Origin of the sequence: Aeromonas sp. Lyrl_2 (assembly GCF_051948815.1) — a bacterium.
Taxonomy (GTDB): Bacteria; Pseudomonadota; Gammaproteobacteria; order Enterobacterales; family Aeromonadaceae; genus Aeromonas; species Aeromonas veronii.
The window spans coordinates 1-14998 of the sequence record NZ_JAYJLJ010000007.1; the positions used below are offsets into that span (position 1 = coordinate 1).

At 60.0% G+C, this 14998-nt stretch carries 13 protein-coding genes; 2 read left to right on the plus strand and 11 right to left on the minus strand.

The window, feature by feature from the left end:
- Positions 1-251 precede the first annotated feature (251 nt).
- Positions 252-3797, plus strand: coding sequence for a pyruvate:ferredoxin (flavodoxin) oxidoreductase (nifJ, locus tag VF684_RS07735; protein WP_376899888.1), 3546 nt, complete (start codon positions 252-254; stop codon positions 3795-3797).
- Between the two features lie 111 nt (positions 3798-3908).
- Here the strand turns inward: nifJ and VF684_RS07740 are convergent, their stop codons facing one another.
- A complete protein-coding gene (locus VF684_RS07740) occupies positions 3909-5285 on the minus strand; it encodes an MDR family MFS transporter (RefSeq protein WP_193558154.1) in 1377 nt (458 codons plus the stop codon).
- 173 nt (positions 5286-5458) lie between these two features.
- Between VF684_RS07740 and VF684_RS07745 the strand changes: the two genes are divergently transcribed.
- The gene (locus VF684_RS07745) at positions 5459-6061 is read left to right on the plus strand and encodes an HAD family hydrolase (RefSeq protein ID WP_139441866.1); all 603 of its coding nucleotides are present in this window, start codon (positions 5459-5461) and stop codon (positions 6059-6061) included.
- Positions 6062-6145: 84 nt separating this feature from the next.
- Here VF684_RS07745 and VF684_RS07750 read toward each other — a convergent pair whose 3' ends face one another.
- The 10 genes from VF684_RS07750 to rpe all read right to left on the minus strand — a co-directional run bounded on the left by VF684_RS07750 (position 6146) and on the right by rpe (position 14943).
- On the minus strand, positions 6146-6406 hold the full coding sequence (locus VF684_RS07750; protein ID WP_139441865.1) for a hypothetical protein: 261 nt from the start codon (positions 6404-6406) through the stop codon (positions 6146-6148).
- A 234-nt stretch (positions 6407-6640) separates the two neighbouring features.
- The gene (locus tag VF684_RS07755) at positions 6641-7438 is read right to left on the minus strand and encodes a DUF1338 domain-containing protein (RefSeq protein ID WP_139731434.1); all 798 of its coding nucleotides are present in this window, start codon (positions 7436-7438) and stop codon (positions 6641-6643) included.
- Between the two features lie 59 nt (positions 7439-7497).
- Positions 7498-8967: a succinylglutamate-semialdehyde dehydrogenase gene (gene astD, locus VF684_RS07760; protein WP_139441863.1), complete on the minus strand. Its 1470-nt coding sequence runs from the start codon at positions 8965-8967 to the stop codon at positions 7498-7500.
- Positions 8968-9039: 72 nt separating this feature from the next.
- On the minus strand, positions 9040-10059 hold the full coding sequence (astA, locus tag VF684_RS07765; protein ID WP_005334994.1) for an arginine N-succinyltransferase: 1020 nt from the start codon (positions 10057-10059) through the stop codon (positions 9040-9042).
- 76 nt (positions 10060-10135) lie between these two features.
- Complete coding sequence (locus VF684_RS07770) at positions 10136-11353, minus strand: aspartate aminotransferase family protein (RefSeq protein ID WP_139441862.1); 1218 nt, start codon at positions 11351-11353, stop codon at positions 10136-10138.
- Positions 11354-11629: 276 nt separating this feature from the next.
- Positions 11630-12211, minus strand: a complete 582-nt coding sequence (locus tag VF684_RS07775) for an aminodeoxychorismate synthase component II (protein WP_139441861.1) — start codon at positions 12209-12211, stop codon at positions 11630-11632.
- 21 nt (positions 12212-12232) lie between these two features.
- The gene (locus tag VF684_RS07780) at positions 12233-12448 is read right to left on the minus strand and encodes a hypothetical protein (RefSeq protein ID WP_005334997.1); all 216 of its coding nucleotides are present in this window, start codon (positions 12446-12448) and stop codon (positions 12233-12235) included.
- Positions 12449-12566: 118 nt separating this feature from the next.
- Positions 12567-13571, minus strand: coding sequence for a tryptophan--tRNA ligase (trpS, locus tag VF684_RS07785; RefSeq protein ID WP_005362251.1), 1005 nt, complete (start codon positions 13569-13571; stop codon positions 12567-12569).
- A 42-nt stretch (positions 13572-13613) separates the two neighbouring features.
- Positions 13614-14282: a phosphoglycolate phosphatase gene (locus VF684_RS07790; RefSeq protein ID WP_042082626.1), complete on the minus strand. Its 669-nt coding sequence runs from the start codon at positions 14280-14282 to the stop codon at positions 13614-13616.
- Positions 14269-14943: a ribulose-phosphate 3-epimerase gene (rpe, locus tag VF684_RS07795; protein ID WP_005335006.1), complete on the minus strand. Its 675-nt coding sequence runs from the start codon at positions 14941-14943 to the stop codon at positions 14269-14271. The genes VF684_RS07790 and rpe overlap by 14 nt, the downstream gene beginning before the upstream one ends.
- Between the last annotated feature and the right edge of the window lie 55 nt (positions 14944-14998).

Consider the following 14998-nt stretch of genomic DNA (forward strand, 5'->3'; position numbering starts at 1 on the left):
GCTGCAAGTGGAGCAGGGTTAACCCCGTGTTGACGGGCCATAGCAATGGCCCGTCAATCGCCACCCCACCGGCTACTAGCAGAAAATCACGTCCCCACGTAACGGGATTAAATTAACCACTATTACTGACTTATTAATTGATTATTTATCCCGTTTGATACGCTCTTATTGCCCCTCTTACTATGCCTGCGACCTATCCATTGCCGATGCAACTATCGGCCTTCAAACTGGCATAGCAAAGTGGAAAACAGATGATCACCACAGACGGGAATAACGCAGTCGCCTCGGTGGCGTACCGCACCAGCGAAGTCATCGCCATCTACCCCATCACCCCCAGCTCGGCCATGGCTGAGCAGTCGTCGGCCTGGTCGAGCGAGCGGGGCAAGAACCTCTGGGGGGATGTGCCCCGGGTTGTCGAGATGCAGTCGGAAGGGGGCGCCATCGCCGCCGTCCACGGCGCCCTGCAGACCGGCGCGCTGGCAACCTCGTTTACCTCATCGCAGGGGTTGCTGCTGATGATCCCCAACCTCTACAAGCTGGCGGGTCAGCTCATCCCCTTCGTGCTGCATGTGGCGGCGCGCACCGTGGCGACCCATGCGCTATCGATCTTTGGCGATCACTCGGACGTGATGGGGGTGCGCCAGACCGGCTGCGCCATGCTCTGTGCCAGCAATGTGCAGGAGGCGCAGGACTTTGCCCTGATCTCCCAGATAGCGAGCCTCAACAGCCGCCTCCCCTTTATCCACTTCTTCGACGGCTTTCGTACCTCTCACGAGATCGCCAAGATAGCGCCGCTCGCTGACGACACCCTGCGTGCCCTGCTGCCGGCAGATGCCATCCGTGCCCATCGTGACCGGGCACTCACCCCCGACAAACCGGTCATTCGCGGCACCGCCACCAACCCGGACACCTACTTCCAGTGCAGGGAGGCGAGCAATCCCTGGTATGACGCCGCCTATGGCCATGTGAGCGAGGCGATGCAAGCTTTTGGCAAACAGACCGGCCGCCACTACCGGCCGTTTGAATATGTCGGCCACCCGCAGGCGGAGCGGATTGTGGTGCTGATGGGCTCGGCCATCGGCACCTGTGAAGAGGTGATCGAGCGCCTGCTGGCCCAAGGGGAGAAGGTAGGTCTGGTGAAGGTGCGGCTGTTCCGCCCCTTCTCGGCCGAGCACCTGTTGGCCGCGATTCCCGAGAGTGCCCGCACCATCGCCGTGCTGGATCGCACCAAGGAGCCGGGCGCACAGGCCGAGCCCCTCTATCTCGACGTGATGACAGCGCTGGCCGAAGCGGTCAGCCGGGGCGAGCGGGCAAGCCTGCCGCGTGTCATCGGCGGCCGCTACGGCCTCTCCTCCAAAGAGTTCGGCCCCGCCTGCGCGCTGGCGGTGTTTGCTGAACTGGCACAAGAGAACCCGCGCCCGCGCTTTACCGTCGGCATCTTCGATGACATCACTGGTCTCTCGCTACCGCTGGCCGCGCTGAATTCGCAAAGCCTCATCCACGGCCAGCAACACAAGCTGGAGGCACTCTTCTACGGCCTTGGCAGCGATGGCACCGTCTCGGCGGCCAAGAACAGCATCAAGATCCTCGGCAACCACACCGACCTCTATCCGCAGGGCTATTTCGTCTACGACTCCAAGAAGGCGGGCGGCCTCACCGTCTCTCACCTGCGGGTGGGCGAGCGGCCGCTGCAATCGGCCTATCTGGTGGAAGAGGCGGACTTTATCGGCTGCCATCAGTGGCAGTTTGTCGACAAGTACCGGATGGCGGAGCGCTTGAAAGCGGATGGCATCGTCCTGCTCAACACCCCCTACAGCGAAGCGGAGATCTGGCAACGACTACCCAGCGAGGTACAGCATGCCCTGCGCGAGAAAGAGGCGCGCTTCTACATCATCAACGCCGCCAAAATTGCCCGCGACTGCCAGCTCGGCAACCGCATCAATACCGTGATGCAGATGGCCTTCTTCCAGCTCAGCGCCATCATTCCCCCCGCAGAGGCGACCAGCCTGCTGAAGCAGGCCATCGCCACCAGCTATGGCAGCAAGGGGCAGACACTGGTCGAGCGCAACTGGATGGCACTGGAGGCAACCTGCGCCGCCCTGACCCGGGTGCCGCTGGGGGAGCTGGATCCCGCCAGCCACCCCCGCCCGCCGGTGGTTTCCGCCAAAGCCCCCGATTTTGTCCAGACCGTCACCGCCGCCATGCTGGCGGGGCTGGGTGATAGCCTGCCTGTCTCCGCCTTCCCGCCGGATGGCACCTGGCCGGTCGGCACCACCCGCTGGGAGAAGCGCAACATCGCCAAGGAGATCCCCATCTGGGAGGCGAAGCTCTGTACCCGGTGCAACTACTGCGTCGCCGCCTGTCCCCACTCGGCCATTCGCGCCAAGGTGGTAGAACCCGATGCGCTGGCCGCAGCTCCCGCCACCCTCGATGCGCTGGATGTGAAATCCCGCGACATGCGCGGCCAGCAGTACGTGCTGCAGGTAGCGCCGGAGGATTGCACCGGCTGCAACCTCTGCGTCGAGGTGTGCCCGGCCAAGGATCGCAGCAACCCGGACCGCAAGGCGATCAATATGGCTTCACGCCTCGATCACCTCGACGAGCAGAAGGCCAACTACGATTTCTTCCTCGACCTGCCAGAGCGCAGCGCCGAGCAGCTGGAACGCATCGACATCCGCACCTCCCAACTCATCTCGCCGCTGTTTGAATACTCGGGCGCCTGCTCCGGCTGTGGCGAGACCCCCTACATCAAGCTGCTGACCCAGCTCTATGGCGATCGGCTACTGATTGCCAACGCTACCGGTTGCTCGTCCATTTATGGCGGTAACCTGCCTACTACCCCCTATACCACCAACGCCGAGGGGCGCGGTCCAGCCTGGGCCAACTCGCTGTTTGAAGACAACGCCGAGTTCGGACTGGGCTTCCGTCTTACCGTCGATCAGCACAGGGAGCGGGTGCGCCGTCTGCTGGCGAGCCTAGGCGACACCATACCGGCAGCGCTGCGCGAGGCGCTCGGCGATGCCACCCTGCCGGTTTCCGAGCAGCGGGCCCATATCCAGCAGTTGCGGGAGCTGCTGCAACAGAGCAAGGCTCCGGCAGCCCACGAGCTGGCTCGCGATGCGGACTATCTGGTGGAAAAATCGGTCTGGCTCATCGGCGGCGATGGCTGGGCCTACGACATCGGCTTTGGCGGACTCGACCATGTGCTGAGTCTGGGGGAGAACATCAATGTGCTGGTGCTCGATACCCAGTGCTACTCCAACACCGGCGGCCAGCAGTCGAAGGCAACCCCGCTTGGGGCCATCACCAAGTTTGGCGAGCAGGGCAAACGCAAGGCACGCAAGGATCTCGGGGCCAGCGTGATGATGTATGGTCACGTCTATGTGGCGCAGATCTCCCTCGGCGCCCAGATGAACCAGACTGTGAAGGCGATTCAGGAGGCTGAAGCCTATCCGGGGCCGTCGCTCATCATCGCCTACAGCCCCTGCGAGGAGCATGGCTACGACATGGCCGAGAGCCATGAGCAGATGAAACAGCTGACCGCCACCGGTTTCTGGCCCCTCTACCGCTTCGACCCGCGCCGCGCTGACGAGGGCAAACTGCCGCTGGCGCTCGACTCGCGGGCGCCCAGCGCCTCGCTGGCCGAGACCTTGCGCCACGAGCCCCGCTTCCAGCGGCTGGAACGCCAGCTGCCGGAGGTGGCCAGCCAGCTCTATGAAGAGGCGGAGCAGGAGGCCAATCGCCGCTTCGCCTGGCTGAGCCAACTGGCGGGCAAGGAGAGTCCAGTGCAGGAGTAACTTACGCATGGCTTGATGGCAGCAGCCACTCTATTCGCCAAATAACGATCAGGGCTCCCCGCGGGGAGCCCTGATGCTATCTATGGTGAGCCAATGTCGGCACAGACCAAATCAGGCGCTGATAGAGGCCAGCTCGTGGCGTTTCAACGCCAGCAGGGTGATGAGCAGCGCCAGCGTGGCGATCAGTGCCATGCCGATATAGGTTGCGCTAAAGCCCGGGGCCAGCAGATCGGGGGCAAGTCGGCTCAGATCGCCATCGCTGCCGGCTGGCAGGCGGAAGTGGAACAGCATGGAACAGATGGCCACGCCGACGGCACCGCCAAGCTCCCGCCCGAAGTTGAACAGCGACATGCCGATGCCGCGATCCTGCCGTAGCAGGGCATTCTGTACCACCACCGAGAGGGCGGGCAGCACCAGACCCAGACCGATACCGGCAAACCCGAGCGCCAGTCTGACCCAGGCATCGAAGTGGATCTGCCACAGCGCCACCGCCGCGAGGCCAAAGCCCACCGCGACAAAACTCTTGTAGTGACCGGTGCGCCCGATGAGCTTGCCGCCGACAAAAGCCCCGGCGGTGATGCAGATCATGAAGATGACCATGATGGCGCCGCTCTCGCTGGCGCTCATCCCCTTCTGCCACTGCATCTGCAACGGCAGATAGACCAGCACGGCAAACATCAGCAGCTGGGAGAGCATCACCAGCAGCACGCTCACCAGATAGCCGGGCAGCCGTGCCAGATGGGCGGGCAATATGGGGTCGTGGGCACGCCGTTCAATCAGAATGAGCAGCAGCAGTGCAACGCCCAGCGCCGCCGAGAGCCAGACGGCGGGCAGCGCCGCCTCCGGCGAGAGCAGCAACAGGGTGAGCGTGGTGACGGTAATCAGCAGACCCGCCCCCTTCCAGTCGAAGCGACTGTGGCGACGGACGTTGAGCTGCTTGAGGTTGCGGTTGATGAGAAAGACCGCCAGCGCCCCGAGCGGCAGATTGATCCAGAAGATCCAGCGCCAGCTGAGCTGCTCGGTGAAATAACCGCCAAGCAAGGGGCCAGCGATGCTGGAGACCGCATAGACCGCCGAAATGTAGCCCTGATACTTGCCCACCTCTCGCGGCGGAATGGTATCGGCAATCACGGTAAACGCGAGGGCAATCAGACCGCCGCCCCCCAGCCCTTGCAGCACCCGTGCTGCCAGCAGGGTCGGCAGATCCTGGGAGAGCGCACAGGCCACCGAGCCCGCCAGAAACAGGCCGATGCCGATATTGAGCATCCGCACCCGGCCAAAGAGATCGCTCAGCTTGCCGTAGAGGGGCAGCACGGCGGTGGCCGCCAGCAGGTAGGCGGTGACCACCCAAGTGAGGGCGGCCCCAGCGTGCAGCTCGGCGCCAATCATGGGCAGCGGGGTGGTGACTATGCTCTTTTCCAGTGAACCGAGCGCGATCACCAGCGCCACACTGGAGAAAATAGTTTTGGGGGATATTTTCGAGGTCATAAGCGGACTCGCTGATCTGATATGCCAAAGTATCCGGCAATGAACGGATTATTGTCTCACAAATCAGCAAGAGATAGAAAAAACGGCGGCCACAATCTGCCCAACCATGAGGCCGATCCCACAAAACGCCGACCGTTTCTGCTAGCCTGCTCTATTTGATTCGAGGAGCCCCCATGAGCGAGCGTGAGCAGTACGGGTTTGATCACTACGATGCCCTGATTTTCGATATGGATGGCACTTTGGTAGATTCCATGCCCCTCCATCTGGATGCCTGGGAGCTCACCTGCGCCGAGTTCGGCATCCCCTTCGAGCGGGATCAGCTCTATCAGTACGGCGGCATTCCCACCCGCAAGATCATCGCCATGCTGGCCGAGCAGCAGGGGCTGACGGTGGATGTCGAGGCTTTTACCCGTCGCAAGATTGCCCTCTATATGGCACACATCGACAAGGTCAGCATCTTTCCCAAGATGTGGGAGCTGGTCAGGCACTATCACGGCAAGGTCAAGATGGGGATTGGCACCGGCTCACCGCGCAATCAGGCGGACTCCATCCTCAAAAGCACCGGACTCGACGCCTATATCTCGGTGGTGGTGAGCGCCGATGATGTCACCAACCACAAGCCGCACCCTGATACCTTCTTGCAGGTGGCCGAATTGCTCGGCGCCAATCCGGCCAACTGTCTGGTGTTTGAAGATACCCGCATCGGGCTTGAGGCTGGCAAGGCGGCAGGGATGGATACCGTGCTGGTTATCGAAGGTGACCTGCACCAGCGGTAAAGTACTCAGGGCAAGCAGGCAAACCGATAAAATGGTGTCACGACAGTGGCACCATTTTTTATTCAGGTGAGCATGGCGGCAGCGTCAGTGCCCGGACAGAGTTGCGATCGCAGCCGGAATAGCGGCAACCGTCAGACAAAGGGCGTTGGCCTGCGCCTCATCCTGTAGTGCCTGATGAGTGCGAAGCAGCTCAAGAGCTTCGGCCGGGGTATCTGCAAAGGTGGGGGCGGCGATGGCGGCAAATCCCTGTTCGACCAGTTGACGACGCTCATCGCTATAGCTGGGCGCATTGGCATCTAGATAGGTAAGCACCTGACCCTGCTTGAAAAAGTGATAGTTAGGCATCGATTGGCCCCGCAAAAATAAAGCGCCATTCTACTCCTTTTTGCTCCACCGCCAGCGTCAATCTGTGTCGTCTCAAGTGATCTATTTCACATTTTTATCAACACACCTTTACCGGTTGGGCGCCGTACAAATCCCCTTCCCACGCGGCGTCAGACAACACCCGATACCGTCACTCGGCGCCAAACAAAACGCCTCCACAGAGGAGGCGTTGCGACTGAAACAGGGTGGCTCCCGTTACATGGCATTCGTCGATTCGAAGATCTTGTCCGCCGAGGCCTCGACGAAGCCCGGATAGAGCACGCCATCGGCTTGCGGATAGCGCAGGGCAAACTCGTAGAAGCAGCTCGGGATGGTACGCACCCCATCGCTGAACGGCACCTCTGCTTTGTCCGCCATGGTGGAGGATTGCTCCAGCATCACCTGCGGGTCCCCTTTCACCTCGCCACCCACGCTGTTGAGGACGAAACCCGCCGCTTTCAGCGCAGCATTGACCTGATGGATGGTGTCGAAATCCTTCAACTTGTTGATATTGACCGTGAAGTGGTTGGCACGATAGCCCCATGCTGCCATCCATGCCGCGTACTCGCTCTCCGCCAGCAGAGTCTGATAATCGGCATAGGAGACCTGCCAGGGGGCGCCGGTGTAGAGAAATGCCGGGGTATCGGTCAGATGATCGGGCACCTGATCCGCCAGCTTGTGGATGATGGCCTGGGCAGCCGAAGAGAGCTCTTCCACCTTCAGCTCACTGATAAACACCTTGGGAGCGTCCGGATCTGTATGCTCGAAGTGCTTGGCGTAGAGCTTCTTGGCCTTGAAGACATACTCGCCCTTCTGCTCGTAACCGAGCGCCAGAAAGTGGGCTGCCAGCTTCTCCAGCCCCAGCTTGGGCAGGTTGTAGGTACGAAACGCCACGTGATCGTTGACGATGGGCTCGCCGCCACCCAGCAGGGTGTGCACCTTGAGGGCGCTCGGGGTCACCTTGATGTAGTTGTCCCACAGATGGCTGAACAGGGTGTCGATATCCTTTTGCATCTCTCTTTCCTTTGATTGCGGGTACAGATGGGGGCACCGCTGGATGCCCCGTGTCGTTATTAGAAGCGCAGGCCGGGCGACAGTTGATCCGGCATGGCGGCCTTGCTGTCTTCAACGGAGGCAACCGGGTAAGCACAGTAGTCAGCAGCGTAGTAGGCGCTCGCTCTGTGGTTGCCGGAAGCGCCGATACCACCAAACGGCGCGGCACTGGATGCACCGGTAATGGGCTTGTTCCAATTGACGATGCCGGCGCGGATCCGCTTGAAGAAGTGATTCCAGTCCGCCTCCTTGTCACCCAGCAGACCGGCCGAGAGACCATAACGGGTAGCATTGCCCTGATCGATGGCGACATCGAAATCGTCATAGCGAATGAGTTGCAGCAGCGGGCCAAAGTACTCTTCGTCCGGCAGCGCGCTGACTGAGGTCACGTCGATAATACCCGGGGAGACAAAGCCGGTACCCGCTTCCAGGTGCTTGAGGGTAAGCAGGTTCTCACCACCGAGGCGCTGCAGGTTGGCTTGTGCTTCGACCATGCCAATCGCAGCCTTCTCGCTTATCATCGAGCCCATGAACGGCTGTTCGGCGGCGTCATAGAGGCCGACCTTGATCTGGCTGACCACCTCGACCAGTCGCTTGACCAAGGCATCGCCCCGCTCGCCGCGCTCGACAAACAGGCGGCGCGAGCAAGTACAGCGCTGACCGGAAGTGATGAACGCCGACTGGACGATGGCATGGACGGCGCCGTCGATGTCGCTCACATCTTTCACAATCAGCGGGTTGTTGCCGCCCATCTCCAGCGCCAGAATTTTGCCCGGCTGACCGGCAAACTGCTGATGAAGGAAATGGCCGGTGCGGGAGGAGCCGGTGAAGAAGAGGCCGTCGATATCGGGGTTGCCCGCCAGCGCCTTGCCAGTCTCGACCTCCCCTTGCACCAGATTGAGCACCCCCTTGGGCAATCCGGCCTGCTGCCACACCTTGACCATGGCCTCGGCCACCATGGGGGTCAGCTCGGAGGGTTTGAACACCACGGCGTTACCCGCGATCAGTGCTGGTACGATATGGCCGTTGGGCAGATGACCCGGGAAGTTGTAGGGGCCGAACACCGCCACCACACCGTGGGGCTTGTGACGGACAAACGCCTTGGCGCCCGGCATGGCATTTTCAACTGTGCCGGTGCGCTCGTCGTGGGCACGGATGGAAATGGCAATCTTGCCCTGCATGGCGGCCACTTCGGTACGGGTCTCCCACAGCGGTTTGCCGGTTTCGCGGGCGATAGTCAGGGCCAGCGCCTCTTTCTGCTCGCCGAGCAGATCGGCATAACGACGCACTATGGCCAGGCGATCCTCAAGGCTCATATCCGCCCAGTGGTAGAAGGCGGCGCGGGCGGCCTTGACGGCGGCATCCACTTGCGCCGTGCTGGCGGCAGCCCCCTGCCAGATCACCTCGTTCTTGGCCGGATCGGTTGACTCGAACGGCTTGCCTTCACCGGCAAGCCACTGACCGTCGATAAATTGCACTAACTGGCTCATCCATTCACTCCCTGTCGCTGGCAGGCAGCCGAGGCTGCCTGTCTGATAATCGGTTTGCTTGTCCTGTTTGCCTCAGTCGAGGTCGACTACCCGCACCATGTCGCCATCCTGCACCTTGAGTGCCGCCGCCATCTTGGGCGGGATGATGGCTTCGTGCTTGTCGAGATCAACCCGGATATTGCCGTAGCAGGCGCGGTAATGTTCGAAACGGCTGTTGCAGATAAGGTGGGTCTTGCCACCGATGGGCTCGCCCACCAGCACCCGCAGTTTCTTGCTGCGGCGCACGCTGCGGATATTCTTCACGTCGCACTCGACGGTGGGGCCCGCATCGAAAATATCGACGTAGCCACGGTTCACGAAGCCCTCGTCCTGCAGCATCTTGATGGCTGGACGGGTCTTCTCGTGGGTCTGGCCGATAACGGCCCGCGCCTCTTTGCTCAGCAAATTGACGTAGATGGGGTACTTGGGCATCAGCTCGGCGATAAAGCGCTTCTTGCCGATCCCAGTAAGGTAGTCGACGGTGGGAAAATCCATCGAGAAGAAGTGGGTTTGCAGCCACTCGTAGAAAGGGCTGTGGCCGTTGGCATCGGAGACGCCACGCATCTCGGCGAAGACGGTCTCGTCAAACAACTCGGGGTGCTCGGCCATAAACAGAAAGCGGTGCTTGGAGAGCAGGCGGCCGTTGAGCCCCTCGCGGGCACATTCGCGCAAGAACAGGGTGCAAAGCTCGGAGTTGCCGGTGTAGTCATTGGAGAGGGTCAGGGTTTCAACGACGTTGTAGATGCCAAGCTTGGGAGAAGAGTGCACCACCTTGCCGATGTGGTAGTTGTAAAACGGCTGGGAGAGGCCAACCGCGGCATCGATGGCACAGGTGCCGACCATCTCGCCGGTCTCCAGATCCTCGGCCACGAAGAAGTAGAGGCAATCCCCCTTGCCGGCGGGCTTGTCGGAAAAAGTCTGGGTAGAGGCGTCAATCTTGCGCTGCAGCAGCTCATCGTTGACGGGCAACGAGGTCATGCCGGTGCCGGACTCGATGGCGCAGGTCTTGAGCCCGGCAAAATCTTTTTGCTCGATGGGACGGATAACCAACATAAATGACAACTCCCTTTCATTGATGACAGGTGGGGTCCCGGCTCCTGCCGGGAGAGCTCCCCACCTCAATTTGGAATCAGGCGTTAACCACCTGGGCAACCGCCTTCTCGAAGCGGGCCAACCCTTCCTTGATGTCCGCTTCCGGGATCACCAGTGAAGGGGCAAAACGAACCACGTTGGTACCAGCCACCAGTGCCATCAGCCCCTGATCGATGGAGGCCAGCAGGAAGTCGCGGGAGCGCCCCTTGTAGGCATCGCTCAGGGCCGCGCCCAGCAGCAGACCCTTGCCGCGGATCTCGCTGAAGCAGTGGTATTTGGCGTTGATTGCTTCAAGGCCATCGCGGAACAGCTGCTCGCGCAGCTTGATGCCAGCCAGCACAGCCGGGGTATTGATCACATCGATCACCGCCTCTGCTACCGCACAGGCCAGCGGGTTGCCGCCGTAAGTAGAGCCGTGAGTACCCACTTTCAGGTAAGAGGCGATTTCGTTGGTTGTCAGCATGGCGCCGATGGGGAAACCGCCCCCCAGCGCCTTGGCGCTGGTGAGGATGTCCGGCGTGACGCCCAGACCCATATAGGCATAGAGATCACCGGTCCGGCCGACGCCGGACTGCACTTCGTCATACACCAGCAGGGCATTGTGTTTGTCGCACAGCTCGCGTACCCCTTTGGCAAACTCGTCGGTAGGACGAATGATGCCCCCCTCCCCTTGCAACGGCTCCATCACCACGGCGCAGGTGTTGTCGGAGATCACCTCGGCCAGCGCCGCCAGATCGTTGTAGGGTACGTGGGTAATGTCACCGGGCTTGGGACCGAAGCCATCGGAGTAGGCTGCCTGGCCACCGACGCTGACGGTAAAGAAGGTACGACCGTGGAAGCCCTGATTGAAGGCGATGATCTGGGTCTTCTGCTCACCAAACTTCTCGATGGCGTAGCGGCGAGCCAGCTTGAGGGCCGCTTCATTTGCCTCGGCGCCGGAGTTGCAGAAGTAGACCTTGTCGGCAAAGGTGGCGGCGACCAGCTTCTTGGCCAGACGCAGGGCCGGCTCGTTGGTCATGACGTTGGAGAGGTGCCACAGCTTCTCGCCCTGGGTTTTCAGAGCCTCGACCAGCTTGGGATGACAGTGACCCAAACCGTTGACGGCGATGCCACCGGCGAAGTCGACATACTCGCGCCCTTCCTGATCCCAGACACGTGACCCTTCACCACGCACCGGGATGATCTTGGCGGGCGCATAGTTGGGAACCATCACTTCATCAAACACTTCACGTGTCACTGCCAACAACTCTGACATATAGCTCTCCTTCGATTCGGCGACAGAATAATCCACCGCCCAAAAGTTAAATCCGTGTAAACGTGACGGGATTATCACAGAAATAAAGTAAAAAGTCTGTAACAAGACGGCCTATAAGGAACAATGTTCGATTGCTCTTGAGATTTTAGGCAACCGCATTGCATAACGACTCAGGGGGGCTTGGCAAGAGATAATTTGGGCAGGAGAGGGGGTGAATAAAGTGTCAGGGAAATTTTTTTTGCCTTCTCTCGAACTTGAGAAGGCGATCACAACTTTTTATGAACGCGCCAGAAAGTTGGCCAGCAACTGATGGCCCTGCTCGCTCAAAATACTCTCCGGATGGAACTGAACACCCTCGACAGGGAGCGTCTTGTGGCGCAGCCCCATGATCTCGTCAAACGAGCCATCGGCATGCTCGCTCCAGGCGGTGACCTCGAAGCAGTCGGGCAGCGTGTCGCGCTCCACCACCAGTGAATGGTAGCGGGTCACCCGCAGCGGGTTGTTGAGCCCTTTGAACACCCCCTCATTGCGATGGCGGATGAGCGAGGTTTTGCCGTGCATTACCTGACGGGCACGCACTACGCGGGCGCCGAAGGCCTGCGCCAGCGACTGATGACCGAGACAGACGCCAAGAATGGGCAACTTGCCAGCAAAGTGGCTGATGGCATCGAGAGAGATCCCCGCCTCATTGGGCGTACAGGGACCGGGAGAGATCACCAGAAAACGGGGGGAGAGCTGCGCTATGGCATCAAGCGTCAGTTCATCATTGCGCTTGACCACAACCTCTTGTCCCAGGGCACCGAAATATTGCACCAGGTTCCAGGTAAAAGAGTCGTAGTTATCGATCAACAACAGCATGAGATAACCAACAGCGGAGAATTAACGATCGAGATAACGACCCTGTTCCATTTCCCGTTCACGCTGACACTCGGCCAGATAGATGGCGGCAGCAACGGCAGGGGTTTTATGGTGCTTGTCGATGGCATTGGAGACCATCAACTGCAGGGTATTGAGGTTTTTCGCCTTGCGAAATTTACGTAGCCAGTGACCTTTGTCACTCAGCTCTTCAGCAGAAATAGTTGGTTGAACAGGCATGCTTTCTCTTGGGGATATTACCCAGGTTGAAATAAAGAAATTAAACAAAATAGCCGGGCAGAAAATAAAGAAAGCCAGGCAAATACCCAGCTCTCTTCTACTACACCTTCCCAGTATGTCAGGCTCGAGGAACGAAGCCGACTACATCATATACGCTGGTCAGGGTTTTTTCAGCTCTTTCGCGCGCCTTTTGTGCGCCTTCTGCCAGAATCGCGATCAGATGGGCCTCATCCTGACGCAACTCGTGGAAACGGGCCTGGATCGGTTCCAGCAGCGCAACCACGGCTTCGGCGGTTTCGGTCTTGAGGTGACCGTACATCTTGCCTTCGAAGTGCTGCTCCAGCTCGGGGATGGAGCGACCCGTCACCCCGGACATCAGGGTCAGCAGGTTGGAGACACCCGGTTTGTTTTCCGGATCGAAACGCACCACCGCCGGCTCGTCGGAGTCGGTCACCGCACGCTTGATCTTCTTGACGATCTGTTTGGGATCTTCCAGCAGGCCGATGAAGTTGGCTTCGTTGTCATCCGACTTGGACATCTTCTTGGTCGGATCCTGCAGGCTCATCACCCGTGCCCCTTCGGTCGGAATGAAGGGCTCCGGCATGGTGAATACCTCACCATAGAGGTTGTTGAAACGGGTGCAGATGTCGCGGGTCAGCTCCAGATGCTGCTTCTGGTCGTTGCCGACCGGCACCTGATTGGCCTGATAGAGCAGAATATCAGCGGCCATCAGCACCGGATAACCGAACAGGCCGACGTTGACGTTGTTCTCGAAACGGGCGGACTTGTCCTTGAACTGGGTCATGCGCGACAGCTCACCCATCTGGGTATAGCAGTTGAGGATCCAGCCCAGCTCGGCGTGCTGCGGCACGTGAGACTGGATGAATACGGTGCTCTTCTTGGGATCGATACCGACCGCCAGATAGAGGGCGGCTGCGTCCAGACAAGCCTTGCGCAGGGCCGCCGGGTCCTGGCGAGTGGTGATGGCGTGCAGGTCGACGATGCAGTAGAGGCAGTCGAACTCATCCTGCATGTTGACCCACTGACGCAGGGCCCCCATGTAGTTGCCGATGGTCAGTTGACCGGAGGGTTGCGCTCCGCTCAATACGATTGGTTTAGTCATGAGAGTGTTAATCCTTGTTATTCAGCCAGCCCAGCTGCGCTATTAGACCAAAAGTGCATCGAGCTGGGCAAACTGCTCGAATACCCAGTCTGGATGGGAGTCGGCGATGGGACGGCCATAGTTGTAGCCGTATGTAAGACCCACCACCTTCATGCCAGCCGCCTTGGCCGCCAGCACGTCATTTTCTGAGTCGCCCACCATTAGAGTGCGAGCCGGGCTCACCCCCAACTCCTGGCAAGCGTGCAGCAAGGGCTCCGGGCTCGGCTTCTTGACCGGCACGCAGTTGCCACCGAGCCAGAGTTCGAAACAATCGCTGATGCCGAGGGCATCGAGGATAGGGGCTACGAAATCGCTCGGCTTGTTGGTGACGATCGCCTGCTTGTAGCCCAGGCTTTGCAGACGGCGCAGACTCTGTGCCACCCCGTCATACATAGCCAGCCCTTGCAGCAGGCATGCGTTGTAGTGCTGGAAAAAGATCGGTCTGGCCTTGGCAAACAGCTCGGGATCGGCCTCGCGATAGGCGAGCGCCCGCTGGATCAGCTTGTCAGCCCCGTTGCCGACCCAAGTACGGATCACCGCTTCATCAGCCTGCGCCAGACCGAGGTCTGCCAGAGTCAGATTGACCGCCAGCGCCAACTGGGCGGCGCTGTCAATCAGGGTGCCGTCCAGATCGAACAGCACCAAATCAAATGCGCGCTCAGCGTGTGACATGAGCCAGCTCCGCACGCATCTTGTCGATCACCGCTTTATAGTCAGGCTGGCTGAAAATGGCAGAGCCGGCGACAAACATGTCGGCGCCCGCTTCGGCGATCTCGCGAATGTTGTCGACCTTCACCCCGCCATCGATCTCGAGGCGAATATCGCGGCCGCTCTCGTCGATCAGACGACGCACCTGACGCAGCTTGTCGAGGGTGCCGGGGATGAAGCTCTGGCCACCGAAGCCCGGGTTGACCGACATCAGCAGGATCACGTCCAACTTGTCCATCACATACTCGAGGCAGGAGAGCGAGGTAGCAGGATTCAGCACCAGACCGGCCTGGCAGCCCATCTCCTTGATGAGGCCCAAAGAGCGATCAACGTGATCGGACGCTTCCGGATGGAAGGTAATGAGGGAAGCACCGGCCTTGGCAAAATCAGGAATGATGCGATCCACCGGCTTGACCATCAGGTGCACGTCGATGGGGGCCTCGATACCGTAGTCACGCAGCGCCTGACAGACCATGGGGCCAATGGTCAGGTTGGGGACATAGTGGTTGTCCATCACGTCGAAGTGAACCACGTCGGCACCGGCAGCCAGTACCTTGGCTACATCGTCACCCAGACGGGCAAAATCGGCAGAGAGGATCGAGGGGGCAATCAGAAAGTCTTTCATCAGCATCATCCATTGGCAGCCAGGGAGAAAAAGCGGTGCAATTTTAACGTAAAAG

Excerpts from the sequence above, each read along its gene's own strand:
- VF684_RS07755 (WP_139731434.1), bottom strand. The coding sequence starts at position 7,438 with ATGCAAAAGGATATCGACACCCTGTTCAGCCATCTGTGGGACAACTAC.
- VF684_RS07750 (WP_139441865.1), bottom strand. The coding sequence starts at position 6,406 with ATGCCTAACTATCACTTTTTCAAGCAGGGTCAGGTGCTTACCTATCTA.
- VF684_RS07790 (WP_042082626.1), bottom strand. The coding sequence starts at position 14,282 with ATGTCACACGCTGAGCGCGCATTTGATTTGGTGCTGTTCGATCTGGAC.
- VF684_RS07775 (WP_139441861.1), bottom strand. The coding sequence starts at position 12,211 with ATGCTGTTGTTGATCGATAACTACGACTCTTTTACCTGGAACCTGGTG.
- astA (WP_005334994.1), bottom strand. The coding sequence starts at position 10,059 with ATGTTGGTTATCCGTCCCATCGAGCAAAAAGATTTTGCCGGGCTCAAG.
- VF684_RS07780 (WP_005334997.1), bottom strand. The coding sequence starts at position 12,448 with ATGCCTGTTCAACCAACTATTTCTGCTGAAGAGCTGAGTGACAAAGGT.
- VF684_RS07740 (WP_193558154.1), bottom strand. The coding sequence starts at position 5,285 with ATGACCTCGAAAATATCCCCCAAAACTATTTTCTCCAGTGTGGCGCTG.
- VF684_RS07745 (WP_139441866.1), top strand. The coding sequence starts at position 5,459 with ATGAGCGAGCGTGAGCAGTACGGGTTTGATCACTACGATGCCCTGATT.
- trpS (WP_005362251.1), bottom strand. The coding sequence starts at position 13,571 with ATGACTAAACCAATCGTATTGAGCGGAGCGCAACCCTCCGGTCAACTG.
- VF684_RS07770 (WP_139441862.1), bottom strand. The coding sequence starts at position 11,353 with ATGTCAGAGTTGTTGGCAGTGACACGTGAAGTGTTTGATGAAGTGATG.
- astD (WP_139441863.1), bottom strand. The coding sequence starts at position 8,967 with ATGAGCCAGTTAGTGCAATTTATCGACGGTCAGTGGCTTGCCGGTGAA.
- rpe (WP_005335006.1), bottom strand. The coding sequence starts at position 14,943 with ATGAAAGACTTTCTGATTGCCCCCTCGATCCTCTCTGCCGATTTTGCC.
- nifJ (WP_376899888.1), top strand. The coding sequence starts at position 252 with ATGATCACCACAGACGGGAATAACGCAGTCGCCTCGGTGGCGTACCGC.